The organism is Amycolatopsis vancoresmycina (assembly GCF_000716785.1).
Classification (GTDB): Bacteria; Actinomycetota; Actinomycetes; order Mycobacteriales; family Pseudonocardiaceae; genus Amycolatopsis; species Amycolatopsis vancoresmycina.
Window position 1 is genome coordinate 146,591 of record NZ_JNYY01000014.1, and the last position, 19,113, is coordinate 165,703.

Below are 19,113 nucleotides of genomic sequence, written 5' to 3' on the forward strand. Positions count from 1 at the left end.
ACGCTCGCAGTAGAACCGGACGGGTGCGGCCCGTGATAGCCGTCGAATGAGCGGCCCGGGAGCAAGTGCCGGGCAAGCGGGGTGGTACCGCGGAACGCCGGAAGGTGTCTCGTCCCCGTGTGGGTGACCGGTGCGGGAGCCGGTCGTCCGTACGCGAGCGACGAACCGAGGAGCACCCGGATGTACCCCCAGGCCCAGCTCGACGACGGTGCCGGAGTCCCGTCTCAGCCGTCCTTCCCCGCGCTGGAGAAGCAGGTCCTCGCCTACTGGGAGACGGACCGGACGTTCCAGGCGACCATCGACGCGCGGCCCGCGGGCGAGCACGGCGACAACGAGTACGTCTTCTACGACGGCCCGCCGTTCGCCAACGGCCTGCCGCACTACGGCCACCTCCTCACCGGGTACGTCAAGGACCTGGTGCCGCGCTACCAGACGATGAAGGGCCGCAAGGTCGAGCGCCGCTTCGGCTGGGACACCCACGGCCTGCCCGCCGAGCTCGAAGCCATGCGCCAGCTCGGGATCACGGAGAAGTCCGAGATCGAAGAGATGGGCATCGCGAAGTTCAACGAGGCTTCGCGCGAGTCCGTCCTGCGCTACACGAACGAGTGGCGCGAGTACGTCACCCGCCAGGCCCGCTGGGTCGACTTCGACAACGACTACAAGACGCTCGACGTGTCCTACATGGAGTCGGTGCTCTGGGCGTTCAAACGCCTGTGGGACAAGGGACTCGTCTACGAGGGCTACCGCGTCCTGCCGTACTGCTGGCGCGACGAGACGCCGCTGTCCAACCACGAGCTGCGGATGGACGACGACGTCTACCAGACGCGGCAGGACCCGGCCGTCACGGTCGGTTTCCGCCTGCAGGGCAACGGGAACGACCTCGACGGCACCTACCTGCTGATCTGGACGACCACGCCGTGGACGCTGCCGTCCAACATGGCCACGGCGGTGCACCCCGAGGTGTCCTACGTCGTCGTCGAGAGCGGGAACTTCCCCGGCAAGCGGTTCCTGCTCGCCGAAGCGCGCGTTGCCGCGTACGCACGTGAACTCGGCGAGGAGCCGACGGTCGTCGCGCACTACACGGGCGCGCAGCTGCTCGGAACCCGTTACGAGCCACCGTTCCCGTACTTCCTGGGCGCCGACCACGCGCACCAGGTGCTGGCCGCCGACTACGTCACCACCGAAGACGGCACCGGGGTCGTGCACATCGCGCCCGCCTACGGTGAAGAGGACAAGGTCGTCACCGACGCCGCCGGGATCGCCCCGGTGACGCCGGTCGACGCGCAGGGCAGGTTCGACTCGACCGTGCCGGACTACCAGGGCCAGCAGGTGTTCGACGCCAACCCGAACATCATCCGCGACCTGAAGAACGGCACCGGATCCGCGGAACAGCAGGGTGCGCTGCTGCTGCGGCACGAGACCTACGACCACCCGTACCCGCACTGCTGGCGCTGCCGCAACCCGCTGATCTACCGCGCGGTGTCGTCGTGGTTCGTCGCCGTGACGCAGTTCAAGGACCGGATGGTCGAGCTGAACCAGCAGATCACCTGGTACCCGGACAACGTCAAGGACGGCCAGTTCGGCAAGTGGCTGGAGAACGCGCGCGACTGGTCGGTCTCGCGCAACCGCTACTGGGGCACGCCGATCCCGGTGTGGCAGTCGGACGACCCGGAGTACCCGCGCACCGACGTCTACGGCTCGCTCGACGAGCTGGAGGCGGACTTCGGCGTCCGGCTGGACAACCTGCACCGGCCCTACATCGACGAGCTGACCCGGCCGAACCCGGACGACCCGACGGGCAAGTCGACCATGCGCCGCGTCGAGGACGTCCTGGACGTCTGGTTCGACTCCGGCTCGATGCCGTACGCCCAGGTGCACTACCCGTTCGAGAACGCCGACTGGTTCGAGCACCACTACCCGAGCGACTTCATCGTCGAGTACATCGGACAGACCCGCGGCTGGTTCTACCTGCTGCACGTGCTCGCCACGGCGCTGTTCGACCGGCCGGCGTTCCGCGCCTGCGTGTCGCACGGCATCGTGCTCGGCTCGGACGGCGCGAAGATGTCCAAGTCGCTGCGCAACTACCCGGACGTCAACGAGGTGTTCGAGCGCGACGGCTCGGACGCCATGCGCTGGTACCTGATGGCGAGCCCGATCCTGCGCGGCGGCAACCTGATCGTCACCGACAAGGGCATCCGCGACGCCGTCCGCCAGGCCGTGCTGCCGCTGTGGAACTCGTACTACTTCCTGGCGCTGTACGCGAACGCCGAAGGTGTCGAGGGCAAGTGGCGCACGGATTCGCCGAACGTGCTCGACCGGTACGTCCTGGCGAAGACGCACGAGCTGGTCACCGACGTCGAGTACGCGATGGACAGCTACGACGTCGCGGGCGCGTGCCAGACCGTGCGGGACTTCCTGGAGGTCCTGACGAACTGGTACGTGCGCCGCTCGCGTGACCGCTTCTGGGCCGGCGACCAGGACGCCATCGACACGCTGCACACCGTGCTGGAGGTGACGTCGCGGGTGGCGGCGCCGCTGCTGCCGCTGACCACGGAGGTCGTCTGGCGCGGCCTGACCGGCGGCCGCTCGGTGCACCTGACCGACTGGCCGAACGCCAACGACCTGCCCGCGGACGCGGCGCTCGTCACCGCGATGGACCGGGTGCGGCAGGTGGCGTCGTCGGCGCTGTCGCTGCGCAAGGCCAACAAGCTGCGCGTGCGGCTGCCGCTGTCGTCGCTGGTCGTGGCGGCCGAGGACGCTGCTTCGCTGGCGCCGTTCGCCGACATCCTGCGGGACGAGGTGAACGTCAAGGAGGTCGAGCTGACCACCGACGTCGCCGCGCACGGCGGGTTCGAGGTCGCGGTGAACGCCCGCGCGGCCGGCCCGCGCCTGGGCAAGGACGTCCAGACGGTGATCAAGGCCGTCAAGGCGGGCGACTGGTCGTTCCAGGGCGGCGCGGTCGTCGCGGCGGGCATCGCGCTGCGCGAAGGCGAGTTCGAACGGCGGCTCGTCGCCAAGGGCGGCGGCGCGGCCGCGGAACTGCCCGGCGGGTCCGGGCTGGTGCTGATCGACACCGAGGTGACGCCGGAGCTGGCGGCCGAGGGCCTGGTCCGCGACCTGGTCCGGGTCGTGCAGCAGGCGCGCCGCGACGCCGGGCTCGACGTCGCCGACCGGATCGCGCTGACCGTCGACGCGCCGGCCGAGGTCGTCGAGGCGGCTCAGGCGCACCAGGAGTTCCTGGCCTCGGAGACCCTGGCGACGTCGGTGACCTACGGCCCGGCCGCCGACGGCTTCGCCGGCACGGTCGGCGACGGCACGAAGGTGACCGCCGCGGTCGTAAAGGCCTGACACCGGTCGTGAGTGGCAAGTAGGGTTCTAACCCGACTTGCCACTCACGACGGTGGCGGGCACGGGGGAGGGGGACCGGGATGAGTCCTGGCAAGAGACGCGGGATCCTGATCGGCGGCGCGCTGCTGGTCGTCGTGGTCGTGGTGGCGGCGTTCTTCCTGCTGAACAGCGGGGGATCGACGCCGGAAGCCGCCACCGGGGCGACGGCGGTGGAGAGTCCCGGCGCGCACGATCCGAACTCGGCGATCACCGAATACCTGCAGGACCTGTCGGAGAACAACCCGGACGCGGCCGCCCGCCTGACCGACGACAACGCGGCCGCGGCGGTGGCGCTGCGCAGCACGCGGAACGCGCTGAACCCGCGGTCGGTGGCCGGCAAGCTGACCGTCCTGCAGCCGACGCCGGCCGGAGCGGCGAAGACGGGCGGCACGTTCAGCCTGTCGTGGACGCTGAAGCCGGGCCGGGTCTGGACCTACGACGTCCCGTTCGAGCTCGCCCAGAACGGCGGGAAGTGGCTGGTCCACTGGGCGCCGTCGCTGCTGCACCCGAAGTTGGAGGCGGATCAGCGGCTGGTGATCAGCACGGCCGCGCAGGACACCACCGCGGTCGCCGACCGCGACGGCAAGCCCCTGATCATCAACGGGCCCGGCGGCTTGCGCCCGGCGGACGGCAACCCGGCGCCGCTGCTGCGCACGGCGATCACCGGGCAGGTCACCGCCTCGACCGGGGAGGGGTTCGCCGTCGCCCGGGTCGACACGGCCGGCAAGAACCTCGAGACGCTGTTCGGGCAGGCGCCGTCGGGCGGCGAGGGCGGACCGCTGGTGACGAGCCTGAGCCTGGCGGCGCAGGGCGCGGCCCAGGCCGCGGTGGACGGCTACCGGGGCTCGGCGATGCTCGTCGCCCTCGACACGGGGTCGGGCGGCATCCTCGCCGTCGCGCAGAACGCGGCCGCGGGGAACGCGCCGAAGGCCCTCAACGGCCTGTACGAGCCGGGCTCGTCGTTCAAGATCGCGACGTCGGTGGCGGCGATCCAGCAGAGCGGCCTCACCGCGGCTTCGCCGGTCGACTGCCCGGGCGTGGCGACCATCGGCACCCGGACGGTCAAGAACGAGGGCTTCGAGCTGGGCGCGACGGACCTGCAGACGGCGTTCGCGCGCTCCTGCAACACGACGTTCGGGCAGCTCGCGCTCGCCCTGCCGGCGGACGGGCTGCAGAAGGCGGCCGACGAGCTGGGCCTCAACGCCGACTACGAGATCCCCGGCATCGACACCGAGCTGGGCAAGGTCGAGCCGGCGGCGAGCAAGGACGAGCAGGTCGAGGACGGGTTCGGGCAGGGCCGCATCCAGGCCAGCGCGCTCGGCGGCGCGCTGGTGGCGGCGACGGTGGCGTCCGGCGCGGAGATCACCCCCCGGCTGTGGCGCGACCGAGAGACCACGGTGGTCAAGGGCTACACGCCGCCGCCGGCGCCGGTGCTCGCCCAGGTCCGGAAGCTGATGCGCGCGGTGGTCACCAGCGGAACCGGCCACGCCGCCGCGGCCGCGGGCAACGTCTTCGGCAAGACGGGCACGGCCCAGTTCGGCGACGGCAAGCAGGCCACCGGCTGGTTCGTGGGCTACCGCGGCAACGTGGCCTTCGCGGTGGTCCTCGAGAACTCGAACGACTCGGGCCCGGCCGTCCAGCTCGCCACCAAGTTCCTCAAAGCCCTCTGATCCCGAGGGTCGGCTCGCGTACCCAGGGAGTCGGCTCGCGTACCCAGAGGGTCGGCCGGCGAGCCGACCGTCCAGATACGCGAGCCGACCGTCCAGGTACGCGTGTCGTCCGCCTGGGTACGACGGTTCGGCCGCGGGCGAAGTGTGGGGGTCGTAGCGTGGGGGGATGGAGACGATCGCGCTGGCCGAGGTGGCCGCGGTGCTCGCTGACCCGAGCCGGGCCACCATGTGCCTCGTGCTGCTGGACGGGCGGGCCTGGACCGTCGGCGAGCTCGCGAAGGCGGCCGGGATCGCGCTGTCGACGGCGAGCGAGCACGTCACGCGGCTGGCCGGGGCCGGGTTCGTCGTCCGCGTCAAGCAGGGGCGGGCCAGCTACGTCCGGATCGCCGACCCGCGCGTGGCCGAGCTGATCGAGCACCTGGCCCAGCACGCAGTGACATCCGGGGCTCTGCCCCGGGCCGGGGGCTCCGCCACCCGGAACCCCCGAAAGACTGCCGAGCACCGGCCCGTGACCGGGTTGAAGCCGACCCTGCGGGCACGGCGGCTCGGGTTCGCGAGGACCTGCTACGACCACCTCGCCGGTGAGCTCGGCGTCGCCCTCCGCGACGGCATGCTGGCCACCGGCCTCGTCGACACCGCCGACGGGCTGACGCTGACCCCGCGCGGCCGCGAGGTGCTCGGCACCCTCGGCGTGCCGGTCGCGGCCGGGCGGCGGCCGCTGCTGCGTGACTGTCTGGATTGGACGGAACGCCGCGATCACCTGGCCGGGGCGCTGCCCGCGGCCCTGCTCGAGCGGGCCGTCGACGCCGGCTGGGTGCGCCGGGACGGCCACCGCGCGGTCAAGGTGCTGGCGGAGGCGCCGTTCGCGGCGCTGGGGGTCGATCTCGGCGCGTTGACGGGGCCTTAACACACCGGGTGTCCGCCGCGGGGCAGCGGTACACGAACGAGTTAACCCCGCCGCTTCACTATTCTGAGTGCCCCACGGCACTCGGGAGGGAGGCGGCATGGACCAGCTCCCCGTGCTGCTCGGCGTCGGCGGTGTCGTGCTGCTCGCCTCCGTGCTGGCCGTGCGCGTGTCGATCCGGCTCGGCCTCCCCTCGCTGCTGCTCTACCTCGCGATGGGCGTGCTGCTCGGCGAAGCCGGCTTCGGCATCCGGTTCGACAGCCCCGAACTGACCCAGTCGCTCGGCCTCGCGGCGCTCGTCATGATCCTCGCCGAAGGCGGGCTGACCACCCGGTGGTCGGCGGTGAAACCCGCGCTGGGCACCGGAATCGCACTGTCCACAGTGGCCGTCGTGGTGAGCGTCGCGGTCACCGGCGCGGCCCTGCACTGGCTGCTGGGGCTCGACTGGCGGCTCGCGCTGCTGTGGGGCGCGGTGCTCGCGTCCACCGACGCGGCCGCGGTGTTCTCCGTCCTGCGCACGGCGGGCATCGGAAAACGACTCACCGGCGCGCTCGAACTCGAGTCGGGAATCAACGACGCGCCGGCCTACATCGCCGTCGTGGTGCTCGCCGAAGGCACCACTGTGGACTGGACGCTGCCGCTGCTGGTGGTCTACGAACTGACGGCGGGCCTGGTCATCGGCCTCGCCTTCGGCTGGCTCGGCGGGTTCGCGCTGCGCCGGGCCGCGCTGCCGGCGACCGGCCTCTACCCGCTCGCCACGGTCGCGGTGTGCGTCGTCGCCTACTCGTCCGGGCAGCTGCTGCACGCCTCCGGCCTGCTCGCCACCTACGTCGCCGCCCTGGTGCTCGGCAATTCGCGGCTGCCGCACCGGTCGGACACGCTGTCGTTCGCCGAGGGACTGGGCTGGCTGGCGCAGATCGGGCTGTTCGTGCTGCTCGGCCTGTTCGCCTCGCCGGGCCGGCTGCTCGACGCGATCGTGCCGGGCCTGGTCGCGGGCGCCGTCGTGCTGCTGCTGGCGCGGCCGGTCTCGGTCGTGCTGTCCATGCTGCCGTTCCGGCTGCCGTGGCGGGAACAGGCGTTCCTGTCGTGGGCCGGGCTGCGCGGCGCCGTGCCGATCGTGCTCGCCATGATCCCGCTGTCGCACGGCCTGCCGGGCGCGCAGCGGCTGGTCGACGCGGTGTTCGTGCTGGTCATCGTGCTGACGCTGGTGCAGGGGTCGACGCTCGGACCGCTCGCGCGCCGGCTCGGGCTGGCCAAGAAGTCCGAGGCGCACGAGATCGAGGTCGACTCCGCGCCGCTGGACGAGCTGGGCGCCGAGCTGCTGCAGGTCCGGATCCAGCCGGGGTCGAAGCTGCACGGCGTGTACCTGTCCGAGCTGCGGCTGCCGGTCGGGGCGACGATCAGCCTGGTCGTGCGGGCCGGCGCCGGCTTCACGCCGCAGAAGACCAGCCGGCTGCAGGAGAACGACCAGCTGCTGGTGGTGACGACGAGCGTCGTCCGCGACGCCGTCGAACGCCGGCTCCGCGCGGTCGACCGGGCCGGGCGCCTGGCCCGCTGGAAGGGCGAGTCCGGGCGCTGAGCACGCTCTGTGAGCGGCGTCTCAGAATGTGCGACGGGGTTGGCGGCCGGGCGCGCTCTCGGTTACCTTTCGAGCCAGGTCATGAGTGCCAGCGCGAAGCCCCGGCTTGCTGGCCGGCAACCCTCCTACCGCGGTGGGGTGCCCCGGGTGAAGACCGGGCCGGTCGCGCCGTGCGACGGGCAAGCGCGGGCCCCTCGCCGGGGTCCCCCGGATCGCCGAGGAGGCACCCCGATGACTCTCGCCATCGACCGCACCCAGCTCGAAAGCCGCGAAACCCGCGACATCCCCACCGTCGCGGGGGCGTCGCTGCGGGTGCCGCTGGTGACCGGCGGGGACATCGGCTACGCCAACCTCGACCACGCCGCGAGCGCCCCCTGTCTCGACGCCGTCCGCGCGAAGGTCGACGAATTCCTGCCCTGGTACGCCAGCGTCCACCGCGGTGCCGGCTTCGCGTCCCAGGTCTCCACCAAGCTCTACGAGCGCACGCGCGACATCCTGCGCCGCTTCGTCGACGCGCGGCGGACCGACACCGTCGTCTTCACGCGCAACACCACCGACGCCTTCAACCTGCTCGCCCGCAGCCTGTCGCGGCACACCACGGTGATCGTGTTCGACACCGAGCACCACGCCGCGCTGCTGCCGTGGCAAGGGCCGAACGTCCGCCGCATCCCGACGCCGCGCACCCGCCTCGCCGCGGTGTCCGCCGTCGACGAAGCGCTCGCGGACGCCCCGCAGGGCCCGCGGCTGGTCGTCGTCACCGGAGCGTCCAATGTGACCGGTGAGCTGCTGCCGGTGGCGGAAATCGCCGCGGTGGCGCGGAAACACGGCGCCCGCGTCGCGCTCGACGCCGCCCAGCTGGCCCCGCACCGGCGGATCTCGATCAAGGAGCTGGACGTCGACTACGTCGCCCTGTCCGGCCACAAGCTGTACGCGCCCTTCGGCGCGGGCGCGCTGATCGGCCGCGCCGACTGGCTGCGCGCGGCCCGCCCGTACCTCGCCGGCGGCGGCGCGACCAAGCTCGTCACCGAAGACGCCGTCGTCTGGAACACCGGGCCGGAACGCCACGAAGCCGGCTCGCCCAACACCGTCGGCGTGTACGCCCTCGGCGTCGCGTGCGAAACCCTCAGCGCGAGCTGGGACGCGGTGGTGGCGCACGAGCAGGCGCTGCTCGCCCGGCTGCGCAAGGGCCTGGCCGGCATCCCGGGCTGCGCCGAACTGCGGCTGTTCGACGCGCCGGTCGACCGCGTCGGCACGGTCAGCTTCGTCGTCGACGGCTTCGACCCGGGCTGGCTCGCGGCGGTCCTGTCGGCCGAGTACGGCATCGGCGTCCGCGACGGCGCCTTCTGCGCCCACATCGCGGCGAAGCGCCTGATCGGCGTCACCGGCGGGGAGGGACAGCAGGCAGTCCGCGTCAGCCTCGGCCTGGGCAGCACGGAGGAACACGTCGACCGCGTGCTCCTCGCCCTGCGCCAGATCGTCGCCCGCGGCGCCCGCTGGGAGTACGCGAAGGTGGACGGCCGCTGGGCGCCGGTGGGCGACCCGCGGGAGCTGCCGCCGTTCTGCTGAGCGCTAGCCTGGGCCGATGGGGAGAGGGCCGCGCTTCTGGTTTCCGCTGGCACTGCTCGGATTCGCCGAGATCGGCCTGGCCACGGCGCAGCTGCTGGCGCGCCGGAGCCGGGCCGAGAGCGAGTCCGCGAACCTCCTGCTCGGCCCGGCGGTCCCGCCCGGGACGACCGAGTACAGCCGCGCGCTGCGGATGCCCCTGGATTTCCACACCGAGGGCACCGGCCTGCCCATCGGACCCGCGTGGCTGGTCGCGCTCGGCGTGGTCGTCGCCGGCACGGCCGTCTGGTACGCGGTCGCCCGGCGGCCCGTCCGGATGGCGTGGTTCGTCCTCGGCACGGTCGGCGCGCTGCTCGCCGTCCCGCTGCTCGACCTGGTCGGTTCGTGGCAGTTCCGGCTCGGTGACGGCCTGCGCGGCCCGCTGCTGGCCACACTCGGCCTGCTGGCGCTCGCCGCCTACGAACGCAGCCGGTTCGTCCTGCTGACGACGGCGGCGTTCGCGCTGGTCGCCGTGGTGCTCTCGGCGGACATGGCGGGCGTGCTGGTTTCGGCGTCGATCCTGCTCGCCGCCGCCTTCGCCGCCCTGCTGCGCGGCCGCCACGACACCGCCGCCGACACGGCCTGACCAGCGCCGTGGACAATGGAGCGGTGAGCACCGAGCCCAGCCACTCCGAACCCGACACCGAAGCCGCCGCCGAGGCGACGCCCGAGACCGTGCAGGAGACGCCGGAAGAACCGGCGACGCCGCTGCCGAAGCGGCGGGTCGGCTGGGTGTTCGCGGTCGCCGTCGTGTTCTGGGCGATCGACCTGGTGACGAAGAACCTGGTCGTGGCGAACCTGGAGGGCAAGGAGCCGGTCAAGGTCCTCGGCGGGCTGATCTACCTGCAGGTGATCCGCAACCCGGGTGCCGCGTTCTCGATGGCCACCGGCATGACGTGGGTGCTCGCCCTGGTCGCCCTCGCGGTGGTCGTCGCGATCGTCTGGCTGTCGCGGCGGCTGCGCTCGATCGGCTGGGCGATCGGCCTCGGCCTGGTGCTCGCCGGCGCCACCGGCAACCTGACCGACCGCATCTTCCGCGCGCCCGGCGGGCTGCAGGGCCACGTCGTCGACTTCATTTCGGCCTTCGCGCCCAACGGCAAGGGCTTCGCGATCTTCAACATCGCCGACTCCGCGATCTGCGTCGGCGGCGCGCTCATCGTGCTGCTGTCCCTGCTGGGCAAGGACTACGACGGCACGTCGACCAAGGACAAGAAGAAGCTCGAGAAGGAGCAGGCGTGAGCTCGCGGATGCTCCCGGTGCCCGACGGGCTCGACGGGATGCGGGTCGACGCCGGCCTCGCCAAGCTGCTCGGGCTGTCCCGCACGGTCGTCGCCGAGCTCGCCGAATCCGGGGACGTGCTGCTCGACGGCCGTCCCGCCGGCAAGTCCGACCGGCTCTCCGGCGGCGGCCTGCTGGAGATCACCCTGCCGGAGCCGGCGAACCCGGTCGAGGTCGTCGCGCAGCCGGTCGAAGGCATGCAGATCCTGCACGACGACGACGACATCGTGGTGATCTCGAAGCCGGTCGGCGTCGCCGTGCACCCGAGCCCGGGCTGGACCGGCCCGACGGTCGTCGGCGGCCTCGCCGCGGCCGGCCTGCGCATCGCGACGTCGGGCGCGGCCGAGCGCCAGGGCGTCGTGCACCGGCTCGACGCGGGCACCACCGGTGTGATGGTGGTGGCCAAGAGCGAGCACGCGTACACGGTGCTGAAGCGCGCGTTCAAGGAACGCACGGTCGACAAGGGCTACCACGCGATCGTCCAGGGCCACCCGGATCCGACGCGCGGCACGATCGACGCCCCGATCGACCGCCACCCGCGCCACGACTACAAGTTCGCCGTGGTCCAGGGCGGCCGCCCGAGCGTGACGCACTACGAGGTCGTCGAGGCGTTCCGGGCGGCGTCGCTGGCGCACATCAAGCTGGAAACCGGGCGGACGCACCAGATCCGGGTGCACTTCTCGGCCCTGCGGCACCCCTGCGTGGGTGACCTGACCTACGGCGCGGACCCGGTCTTGGCCCGCCACCTCGGCCTGAGCCGCCAGTGGCTGCACGCGAAGACGCTGGCGTTCGCGCACCCGGCGGACGGCCGATGGGTCGAGTTCGAGTCCGAGTACCCGGACGACCTGGCGAAAGCACTGGAAATCCTGCGCGAGGAAAGCTACTAGTCCTCGATCGACCAGGTCAGCGTGCGTTCGTCCGGCTCCGGCCGCGGGCTCCAGCGCACCGAAACCACACGCGTGGCGTCGGGGAGCACGTACACCGTGTGGCCGCCCAGCGTCTCGCCCGGCTTGACGCCGATCTTGTGCGGCGGACGCGAGGTCAGCGACACCGGCGCCTTGCCGATCGCCTGGCCGTCGGCGGCGAGCAGCTCGAGGTAGTTGTCCGGCAGCGACGCGAACGGGATCGACCCGCGGTTGGTGATCTCGGTGTGCACGACCACCGCGCGCTCGCCGTCCTCCAGGCGGTAGCCGGCCGCGCTGAACAGGTAGTCCGCCGGGTCCTGGACTTCGAGCAGCTGCACCGACAGCTGCTCGCCCTCCAGGCCCTGGGTCTCCATGACCTCGCCGAGCCGGCCGCGCTTGCCGCCGGCCGGGGCGGCAGGCTGGTCGCCGCGGGCCCAGGACGCCGTCTGCGGGATGCCCCACGTGCTCACGGCGGGGTCGAGCGGGACCGGTGGCGGGCCCGGCCGGGGTGGCCGCTGCTGCGGGGGCGGGCCGGGGTACCGCCCGGCCTGGACCTGGTGCGGCCCGGACGGCGTGCCCTGGACGTGGTACGGCCCCGAGGGGGCGCCTTGCACGGTGTACGGCCCCGAGGGGGCGCCCTGGACGGTGTACGGCCCCGACGGCGTGCCCTGGACCGGCGGCGGCATCGGCGGCACGGGTTGCTGTGGCACCGGCTGCTGCGGTACCGGCTGCGAAGGCGGGTACTGCGCCGGCGGCCGGTTCGCCCACGACGGCGGGGCCCCGGCGATGGCTGCGCGCAGGCCGTTCGGGTCGCTTTCGACCCCGACGAGCAGGGGCAGGCCGCTGCCGGAGAGGGCGACCAGCCGGTAGGCGACCTCACGCGGGTCCATGCCGACCTTCGCCGCGAGCTCGTGCACGGCCGCCTTGCCGAGGTCGGCGAGCGCGGCGAGCAGGCGGGTATCCACGGGATCGGTCACGGCCACCCCTCGAACGCTACCGCTTCGCCCATCCGCGGTGCCGCAGGCCGTCCGCCCCCGGCGAACGGCCCGCCGTTTCTGTCGGTGATCTCCGTTAGGGTCGGCCGGGAGCACAACAGTCGAAGCTGGGGGTCCTGCCATGACCGCGGTCACCGAACTCGCCGACGAGTTCGTCGAAGCGCTGTTCGCCGCCGATCCGCTGACGCCGGCGCTGCTGGGCCTGCGCCCGGCGGAGCCCGGCCTGCCGGATCTGTCGGCCGAGGCCGAACAGGTGTTCCGCGCCCGGCTCGCGGCGTTCCTCGACCGCGCCCGCGCGCTGACGGCCGAGGACGCCGAGGACCGGGTCACCCGCGAGGTGCTGATCGCCACGGCCGAGAACCGCATCGCCTCGATCGACAGCCGGATGACCGAGTTCACCGTCACCGACCTGTCCATCGGGACCGCGGCCGGCCTGCTCATGGCGCTGCCGATGACCACGGTGACGGCGGGGGAGACCGCGGAGGCCCAGCTCGGAAGGCTCGCCGCGATCCCGGCGTACCTCCGCCAGGCCGCACGGCGGCACGCCGACGGCATCGCCGCCGGCCTGCTCCCGGTCGCCCACCTGGTCGACGCCGCGGTCGCGCACCTCGACCGCTACCTGGCCGACCCGGCGGCCGACCCGCTGCGCCGCCAGCCGGCCCCGGACGAGGCGTTCGAGCGGCGGCGGGACGAGCTGCTGGCCGACGTCGTCCGCCCGGCCTTCGCCGAGTACCGCGAGTTCCTCCTCACCGAGGTGAAGCCGCACGGGCGGCCCGAGGACCGGCCCGGCCTGTCGTGGCTGCCGGGTGGCGCGGAGACGTACGCCGGCCTGGCGCGGATGCACACGACCACCGAGCTCACCCCGGACGAGCTGCACCGGATCGGCACCGACACCATCGCCGCGCTCGCCGTCGAGTACCGCGAGCTGGGGCTGCGGGCGTTCGGCACCGACGACCTGGCCGAGATCTTCGCGCGGCTGCGCACCGACTCGTCGTTGCGCTGGCGCAGTGCGGACGAGCTGCTGGAGACCGCTCGCACGGCCGTCGCCCGCGCGGCCGCGGAGGCCCCGAAGTGGTTCGGCCGGATCCCGGCGCAGCCGTGCTCGGTCGAAGCCGTGCCGTCTGAAGTCGCGCCCGGCGCGCCCGCGGCGTACTACCTGCGCCCGGCCGCCGACGGCTCCCGGCCGGGGATCTACTTCGCGAACACGCACGAAGCCACCGAGCGGTTCCGGCACATGGCCGAGACGACCGCTTTCCACGAAGCCGTGCCAGGGCACCACTTCCAGCTCAGCATCGCGCAGGGGCTCACCGAGCTGCCGCTGCTGCGCCGCATCGGCGGCTTCAACGCCTACATCGAGGGCTGGGGCCTCTACAGCGAGCGCCTCGCCGACGAAATGGGCCTGTACTCCGACGACATCGCCCGGCTCGGCATGCTGGCCGGCGACTCGCTGCGGGCGGGCCGGCTGGTCGTCGACACGGGTCTGCACGCGCTGGGGTGGACGCGCCAGCAGGCCGTCGACTACCTGCTGGAACACACGCCGGAGTCGCGTCCCGAGATCGAGTCCGAGGTCGATCGCTACATCGCGTGGCCCGGCCAGGCGCTGGGCTACCTGGTGGGGCGCCGGGAGATCCAGCGGGCGCGCACGAGGGCCGCGCGGCGGCTCGGCTCGCGCTTCGACGTCCGCGCGTTCCACGACCTGGTGCTGGCCGGCGGCCCGCTGCCGCTGTCGGTGCTGGCCTCCGTCGTCGACGAGTGGGTGGCCGGGCACGGCGACACCGTCGACGGCCTGGCGGCCGAGCTCGTCGAGCTGTCGTTCGAGCAGGAGCCGCTGAATCCGTCGATCCTGGGCCTGCCCGGCGACCACGACCGGCTCGCCGACCAGACCCGGGAAGCCCAGGAGCGTTATCGCGAGGCATACACGGCCCTCGCCGCCCGCGCACGGGCGCTGGCCACCGACGGCTTGACGCCGGAGGAAGCCGTCACTCGCGAGGTGGTGATCGCCTCCGCCGAGGTGGAAGCCGACCGGCTCGGCGCGCGGGCCGCCGACCTCGCGGTCAGCGACGGGCTCACCGCGCCCGCGCTCGGCCTGCTGATGTACCTGCCGTACTACCAGCTGGACGACGAGCAGAAGGCGCGCGGCTACCTAGCCCGGCTCGCGGCGATCGAGCCGTTCCTCGCCGACCTGGCCGGGCGGCAGCGCGAAAGCCTGGCCGAAGGGCTGGTGCCGCCCGCGTACCTCGCGCGCGTCGGCGTCGAGTACATCGACCGCTACCTCGCGGCGCCGGACACCGATCCGCTGAAGGTGGGCACGACAGCGGCCGTCGAGGGCTTCGAAGCCGAGCGGGACAGGCTGCTCGCGGAGGTGGTTCACCCGGCGTATGCGCGGTACCGGGACTTCCTCCGCACGGAGGTCGAGCCGGCCGGGCGGCCGGACACCGCCCCCGGGATTTCCCACGTGCCGGGCGGGGCCGAGCGGTACGCCGCGCTGATCCGCGCGGAGACGACCACCGAGCGCACCGCGCAGGAGCTGCACGACACCGGGCTGGCGCTGATCGAAAAGCTCGGCGAGGAATACCGCGAGCTGGGCGCGAAGGTGTTCGGCACCACCGAACTGCCCGAGATCTTCGAGCGCCTGCGCACCGATCCGGCGCTGCGCTGGCGGGACGGCGAGGAGCTGCTCTCCGCGGCCCGGGAAGCCATCGCCCGCGCGGAAGCCGTGGCGCCGCAGTGGTTCTCGCGCATCCCGGCGGAGAAGTGCGAGGTCGCGCCGGTGCCCGAGGCCGACGCGGCGAGCGGGACGATCGCGTACTACCTCCAGCCGTCGCTCGACGGGACCCGCCCGGGCACGTACTACGCGAACACCCATGAGGCCGGCAAGCGGCCGCGGTTCACCAGCGAGGCGATCGCGTTCCACGAAGCCGTGCCGGGGCACCACTTCCAGCTGAGCCTGGCCCAGGAACTGCAGGACGTCCCGCTGCTGCGGCGGATCGGCATGTTCAACGCCTACGCCGAAGGCTGGGGCCTCTACGCCGAGCGGCTCGCGGACGAGATGGGGCTGTACTCCGACGACGTCTCGCGGCTGGGCATGCTCACGCAGGACTCGATGCGGGCGGGCCGGCTGGTCGTCGACACGGGCCTGCACGCGCTCGGGTGGAGCCGGCAGCAGGCGATCGACTACCTGGTCGACAACACGCCGATGGCGCGGCTGGAGATCGAGGCGGAGATCGACCGGTACGTCGGCTGGCCCGGCCAAGCCCTCGGGTACATGGTGGGGCGGCTGGAGATCCAGCGGCTGCGCGCGGAGGCCGAGCGGGCCTTGGGGGCGGCGTTCGACATCCGCGGGTTCCACGAAGTCGTGCTGGGACACGGCATGCTGCCGCTGTCCGCGCTCGCGAAGGTGGTCGAGGACTGGGTGGCCGGGCGGCTCGACACGCCCGACGGGCTCGCCGACGAGCTGGTGGCGGTGAACTTCGAGCGGCAGCCGCTCTACCCGTCGGTGTTCGGCCTGCCCGGCGAGCACGACCGGCTGCCCGATCCGAGCGCGGAGGCCGAAGCCCGGTTCCGTGCCGCGTACGCGGCGATCGCCGGGCGCGCCGAGGCGATCGACCCCGCCGGGCTGCCGTCGGCCGAGCGCGTCACCCGGGACGTCGTGATCTCCCAGACGAAGACGGCGATCGACGAGATCGACTCCGGCCGCACCGACCTCGCGGTCAGCGACGGGCTCGCGGCGCCCGCGCTGCAGCTGCTGCTCTACCTGCCGCAGACGGTGCTGGACGACGAGCCGAAGGTGCGCGGCTACCTGCGCCGGCTGGCCGAGGTCGGCGACTACCTCGACGCGCTGATCGGCCGTCAGCGCGCGGCGGTGGCCGAAGGGCTGGTGCCGCCGGAGTTCCTGGTGCGCATCGGCATCGGCTACCTCGACCGCTACCTCGGCGCGCCCGGCAGCGACCCGCTGCGCGTGACCCCGCCGCATGCGCTCGACGGCTTCGAGGCCGAGCGCGACCGGCTGCTCGAAGAGGTCGTCCGGCCGGCGTATGCGCGGTACCGGGACTTCCTGGCCGACGAGGTCGTGCCGGTGGCGCGGCCCGAGACGTCGCCGGGCATCGGTGCCCTGCCGGGCGGGCCGGAGCGGTACGCCGCGCTGATCCGCGTCGAGACGACCACCGAACGCACCGCGCAGGACCTGCACGACACCGGCCTGGCGCTGATCGAAAAGCTCGGCGAGGAATACCGCGAGCTGGGCGGGAAGCTGTTCGGCACCACCGATCTCGCGGAGATCTTCGACCGGATCCGGACCGATCCGGCGCTGCGCTGGCGGGACGGCGAGGAGCTGCTGGCCGGGGCCCGGGCAGCCATCACGCGGGCGGAATCCGTGGCCGGGCAATGGTTTTCGCGGGTGCCGGAGCAGAAGTGCCAGGTTGCGCCGGTCCCGGCGGCCGAAGCCGCCAGCGGCACGATCGCGTACTACCTGCGGCCGTCGCTCGACGGGACGCGTCCGGGCGTCTACTACGCGAACACGCACGAGGCGGCCAAGCGGCCGCGGTTCACCAGCGAGGCCGTCGCGTTCCACGAAGCCGTGCCGGGGCACCACTTCCAGCTCTGCCTCGCGCAAGACCTCGGCGGGCTGCCGCTGTTGCGCCGCATCGCGCACGTCAACGCGTACGCCGAAGGCTGGGGGCTCTACGCCGAGCGGCTCGCGGACGAGATGGGGCTGTACTCCGACGACGTCTCGCGCCTGGGCATGCTGACCCAGGACTCGATGCGGGCCGGGCGGCTGGTCGTCGACACGGGCCTGCACGCGCTCGGGTGGAGCCGGCAGCAGGCGGTCGGCTACCTCGCCGAGCACACGCCGATGGCGCGGCTGGAGATCGAGGCGGAGGTCGACCGGTACGCCGCCAACCCGGGGCAGGCGCTCGGCTACATGGTGGGACGGCTGGAAATCCAGCGGCTGCGCGCCGAAGCCGAGCAGGCGCTGGGCGCGGCGTTCGACATCCGCGAGTTCCACGACGTCGTGCTGGGCAGCGGCACCCTGCCGCTGCCGGTGCTCGCCGGCGTCGTCGCGGAGTGGGTGGCGGCGCAGCGGGACACGCCCGACCGGCTCGCCGACGAGTGCCTGGAGCTGATGTTCGAGGCGCAGCCGCTGTTCCCGTCGCTGTATGGGCTGCCGGGCACCCACGACAAGCTCGCCGACCAGACCGCCGAGGCCGCCGCCCGCCACCGCGCCGGGCTCGCCGGGATCATCGCCCGGGCGGAGGCGATCGACGCGGCGGCGCTGTCGCCGGCCGAGCGGGTCACCCGGGACGTCGTGATCTGGCAGGCCCGCACCCAGATCGACGTGCTGGACTCCGGCCGGGCCGACATCGCGGTCAGCGACGGGCTGGCCGCGCCGGCCCTCGAGCTGCTGATGGCGCTGCCGCAGACGGTCCTCGACGACGAGGTCAAGGCCCGCGGCTACCTGAGCCGGCTCGCCGCCGTCGGCACGTACCTGGACCAGCTGATCGAGCGGCAGCGGGCCGCGCTCGCCGAGGGCCTGATCCCGCCGGAGTTCCTGGCGCGCATCGGCGTCGGCTACGTCGAGCGGTACCTCGGCGCGCCGGAGAACGACCCGCTGAAGGTGCCGGTCCACGGCCTGGAAGCCGAGCGCGACCGGCTGCTGGCCGAGGTCGTCCGGCCGGCGTACGCGCGGTACCAGGACTTCCTGGCCGACGAGGTCGTGCCGGTGGCGCGGCCCGAGACGTCGCCGGGCATCGGCGACCTGCCGGGCGGGGCGGAGCGGTACGCGGCCCTGATCCGGGCGGAGACGACGACCGAGCGCACGCCCCAGGACCTGCACGACACGGGCCTGGCGATCATCGAGCAGCTGGCGGGGGAGTACCGCGAGCTGGGCGAGAAGGTGTTCGGCACCACCGACCTCGCGGAGATCTTCGACCGCATCCGCACGGACCCGGCCCTGCGCTGGCGGGACGGCGACGAGCTGCTGGACGCCGCCCGGGCGACGATCACGCGCGCGGAAGCCGTGGCGCCGCAATGGTTCTCGCGGGTGCCGGCGGAGCGGTGCCAGGTGGCCCCGGTGCCCGCCGCGGAGGCCGAAAGCGGCTCGATCGCCTACTACATCGAGCCGTCGCTCGACGGTTCACGGCCGGGCACGTACTACGCGAACACGCAGGAGGCGGAGGAGCGCCAGCGGACGCTGGGGGAGGCGGTCGCGTTCCACGAAGCCGTGCCGGGGCACCACTTCCAGCTGGCGCTCGCCCAGCAGCTGACGGGCGTGCCGCTGCTGCGCCGGATCGCGATGTTCAACGCGTACGCGGAGGGCTGGGGCTTGTACGCGGAGCGCCTGGCGGACGAGATGGGCCTGTACTCGGACGACGTGGCCCGCCTCGGCCTCCTGACCCAGGACTCGATGCGCGCGGCGCGCCTGGTGGTCGACACGGGTCTGCACGCGCTGGGCTGGAGCCGCCAACAGGCGGTGGACTACCTGCGCGACAACACCCCGATGGCCCAGATCGAGATCGACGCGGAGATCGACCGCTACGCGGGCCACCCGGGCCAGGCGCTCAGCTACATGGTGGGCCGCCTGGAGATCGAGCGCCTGCGCGCGGAGGCCGAGCAGGCACTGGGCGACCGGTTCGACATCCGCGAGTTCCACGACACGGTGCTGGGCAGCGGAACCCTGCCCCTCCCGGTCCTGGCGGACGTGGTGGCGGATTGGGTGGCCACACGCGCAGCGGGGAACGGCAGGTGACAACGGTGCCCGGAGGTGCAGGCGGCGGTCCGGCTCGCGCAGGCCGCG

The 19,113-nt window shown here is 73.0% G+C and carries 10 protein-coding genes and 1 riboswitch; of the genes, 9 read left to right on the forward strand and 1 reads right to left on the reverse strand.

What is annotated here, in order from left to right:
* Nucleotides 1-180 precede the first annotated feature (180 nt).
* The 8 genes from ileS (at nt 181) to OO60_RS29920 (ending at nt 11,307) form a co-directional block, all read left to right on the forward strand.
* Nucleotides 181-3,348, forward strand: a complete 3,168-nt coding sequence (gene ileS / locus OO60_RS29885) for an isoleucine--tRNA ligase (protein WP_003055928.1) — start codon at nt 181-183, stop codon at nt 3,346-3,348.
* A gap of 80 nt (nt 3,349-3,428) precedes the next feature.
* Nucleotides 3,429-5,057: a penicillin-binding transpeptidase domain-containing protein gene (locus OO60_RS29890; RefSeq protein ID WP_003055930.1), complete on the forward strand. Its 1,629-nt coding sequence runs from the start codon at nt 3,429-3,431 to the stop codon at nt 5,055-5,057.
* Nucleotides 5,058-5,223: 166 nt separating this feature from the next.
* Nucleotides 5,224-5,964 carry an ArsR/SmtB family transcription factor gene (locus OO60_RS29895; protein WP_003055932.1) on the forward strand — a complete coding sequence of 247 codons (741 nt, stop codon included), beginning with the start codon at nt 5,224-5,226 and terminating at the stop codon, nt 5,962-5,964.
* Nucleotides 5,965-6,061: 97 nt separating this feature from the next.
* Nucleotides 6,062-7,540 (forward strand): potassium/proton antiporter, encoded by a 1,479-nt coding sequence (locus OO60_RS29900; RefSeq protein WP_003055934.1) that lies wholly within the window; start codon nt 6,062-6,064, stop codon nt 7,538-7,540.
* A gap of 77 nt (nt 7,541-7,617) precedes the next feature.
* A riboswitch (SAM riboswitch) is annotated at nt 7,618-7,732 on the forward strand.
* 39 nt (nt 7,733-7,771) lie between these two features.
* Entirely contained in the window at nt 7,772-9,106 is a 1,335-nt protein-coding gene (locus OO60_RS29905) for an aminotransferase class V-fold PLP-dependent enzyme (protein ID WP_003055935.1), read from the forward strand.
* 16 nt (nt 9,107-9,122) lie between these two features.
* Complete coding sequence (locus OO60_RS47510; protein ID WP_003055936.1) at nt 9,123-9,728, forward strand: hypothetical protein; 606 nt, start codon at nt 9,123-9,125, stop codon at nt 9,726-9,728.
* Between the two features lie 23 nt (nt 9,729-9,751).
* Nucleotides 9,752-10,381: a signal peptidase II gene (gene lspA / locus OO60_RS29915; protein ID WP_003055939.1), complete on the forward strand. Its 630-nt coding sequence runs from the start codon at nt 9,752-9,754 to the stop codon at nt 10,379-10,381.
* A complete protein-coding gene (locus OO60_RS29920) occupies nt 10,378-11,307 on the forward strand; it encodes an RluA family pseudouridine synthase (RefSeq protein WP_003055941.1) in 930 nt (309 codons plus the stop codon). Before lspA ends, OO60_RS29920 begins: the two co-directional genes overlap by 4 nt.
* On the opposite strand, the gene OO60_RS29925 is transcribed toward OO60_RS29920, so the two are convergent.
* Nucleotides 11,304-12,308: an AsnC family protein gene (locus OO60_RS29925; protein WP_003055943.1), complete on the reverse strand. Its 1,005-nt coding sequence runs from the start codon at nt 12,306-12,308 to the stop codon at nt 11,304-11,306. The genes OO60_RS29920 and OO60_RS29925 overlap by 4 nt on opposite strands.
* Nucleotides 12,309-12,441: 133 nt before the next feature.
* Here OO60_RS29925 and OO60_RS29930 point away from each other — a divergent pair, with 133 nt between their 5' ends.
* The gene (locus tag OO60_RS29930; RefSeq protein WP_003055946.1) at nt 12,442-19,065 is read left to right on the forward strand and encodes a DUF885 domain-containing protein; all 6,624 of its coding nucleotides are present in this window, start codon (nt 12,442-12,444) and stop codon (nt 19,063-19,065) included.
* The last annotated feature ends 48 nt before the right edge of the window (nt 19,066-19,113 follow it).

Coding starts and splice junctions, on each gene's coding strand:
- OO60_RS47510 (WP_003055936.1), top strand. CDS start 9,123: ATGGGGAGAGGGCCGCGCTTCTGGTTTCCGCTGGCACTGCTCGGATTC.
- OO60_RS29900 (WP_003055934.1), top strand. CDS start 6,062: ATGGACCAGCTCCCCGTGCTGCTCGGCGTCGGCGGTGTCGTGCTGCTC.
- OO60_RS29905 (WP_003055935.1), top strand. CDS start 7,772: ATGACTCTCGCCATCGACCGCACCCAGCTCGAAAGCCGCGAAACCCGC.
- OO60_RS29895 (WP_003055932.1), top strand. CDS start 5,224: ATGGAGACGATCGCGCTGGCCGAGGTGGCCGCGGTGCTCGCTGACCCG.
- OO60_RS29890 (WP_003055930.1), top strand. CDS start 3,429: ATGAGTCCTGGCAAGAGACGCGGGATCCTGATCGGCGGCGCGCTGCTG.
- ileS (WP_003055928.1), top strand. CDS start 181: ATGTACCCCCAGGCCCAGCTCGACGACGGTGCCGGAGTCCCGTCTCAG.
- OO60_RS29930 (WP_003055946.1), top strand. CDS start 12,442: ATGACCGCGGTCACCGAACTCGCCGACGAGTTCGTCGAAGCGCTGTTC.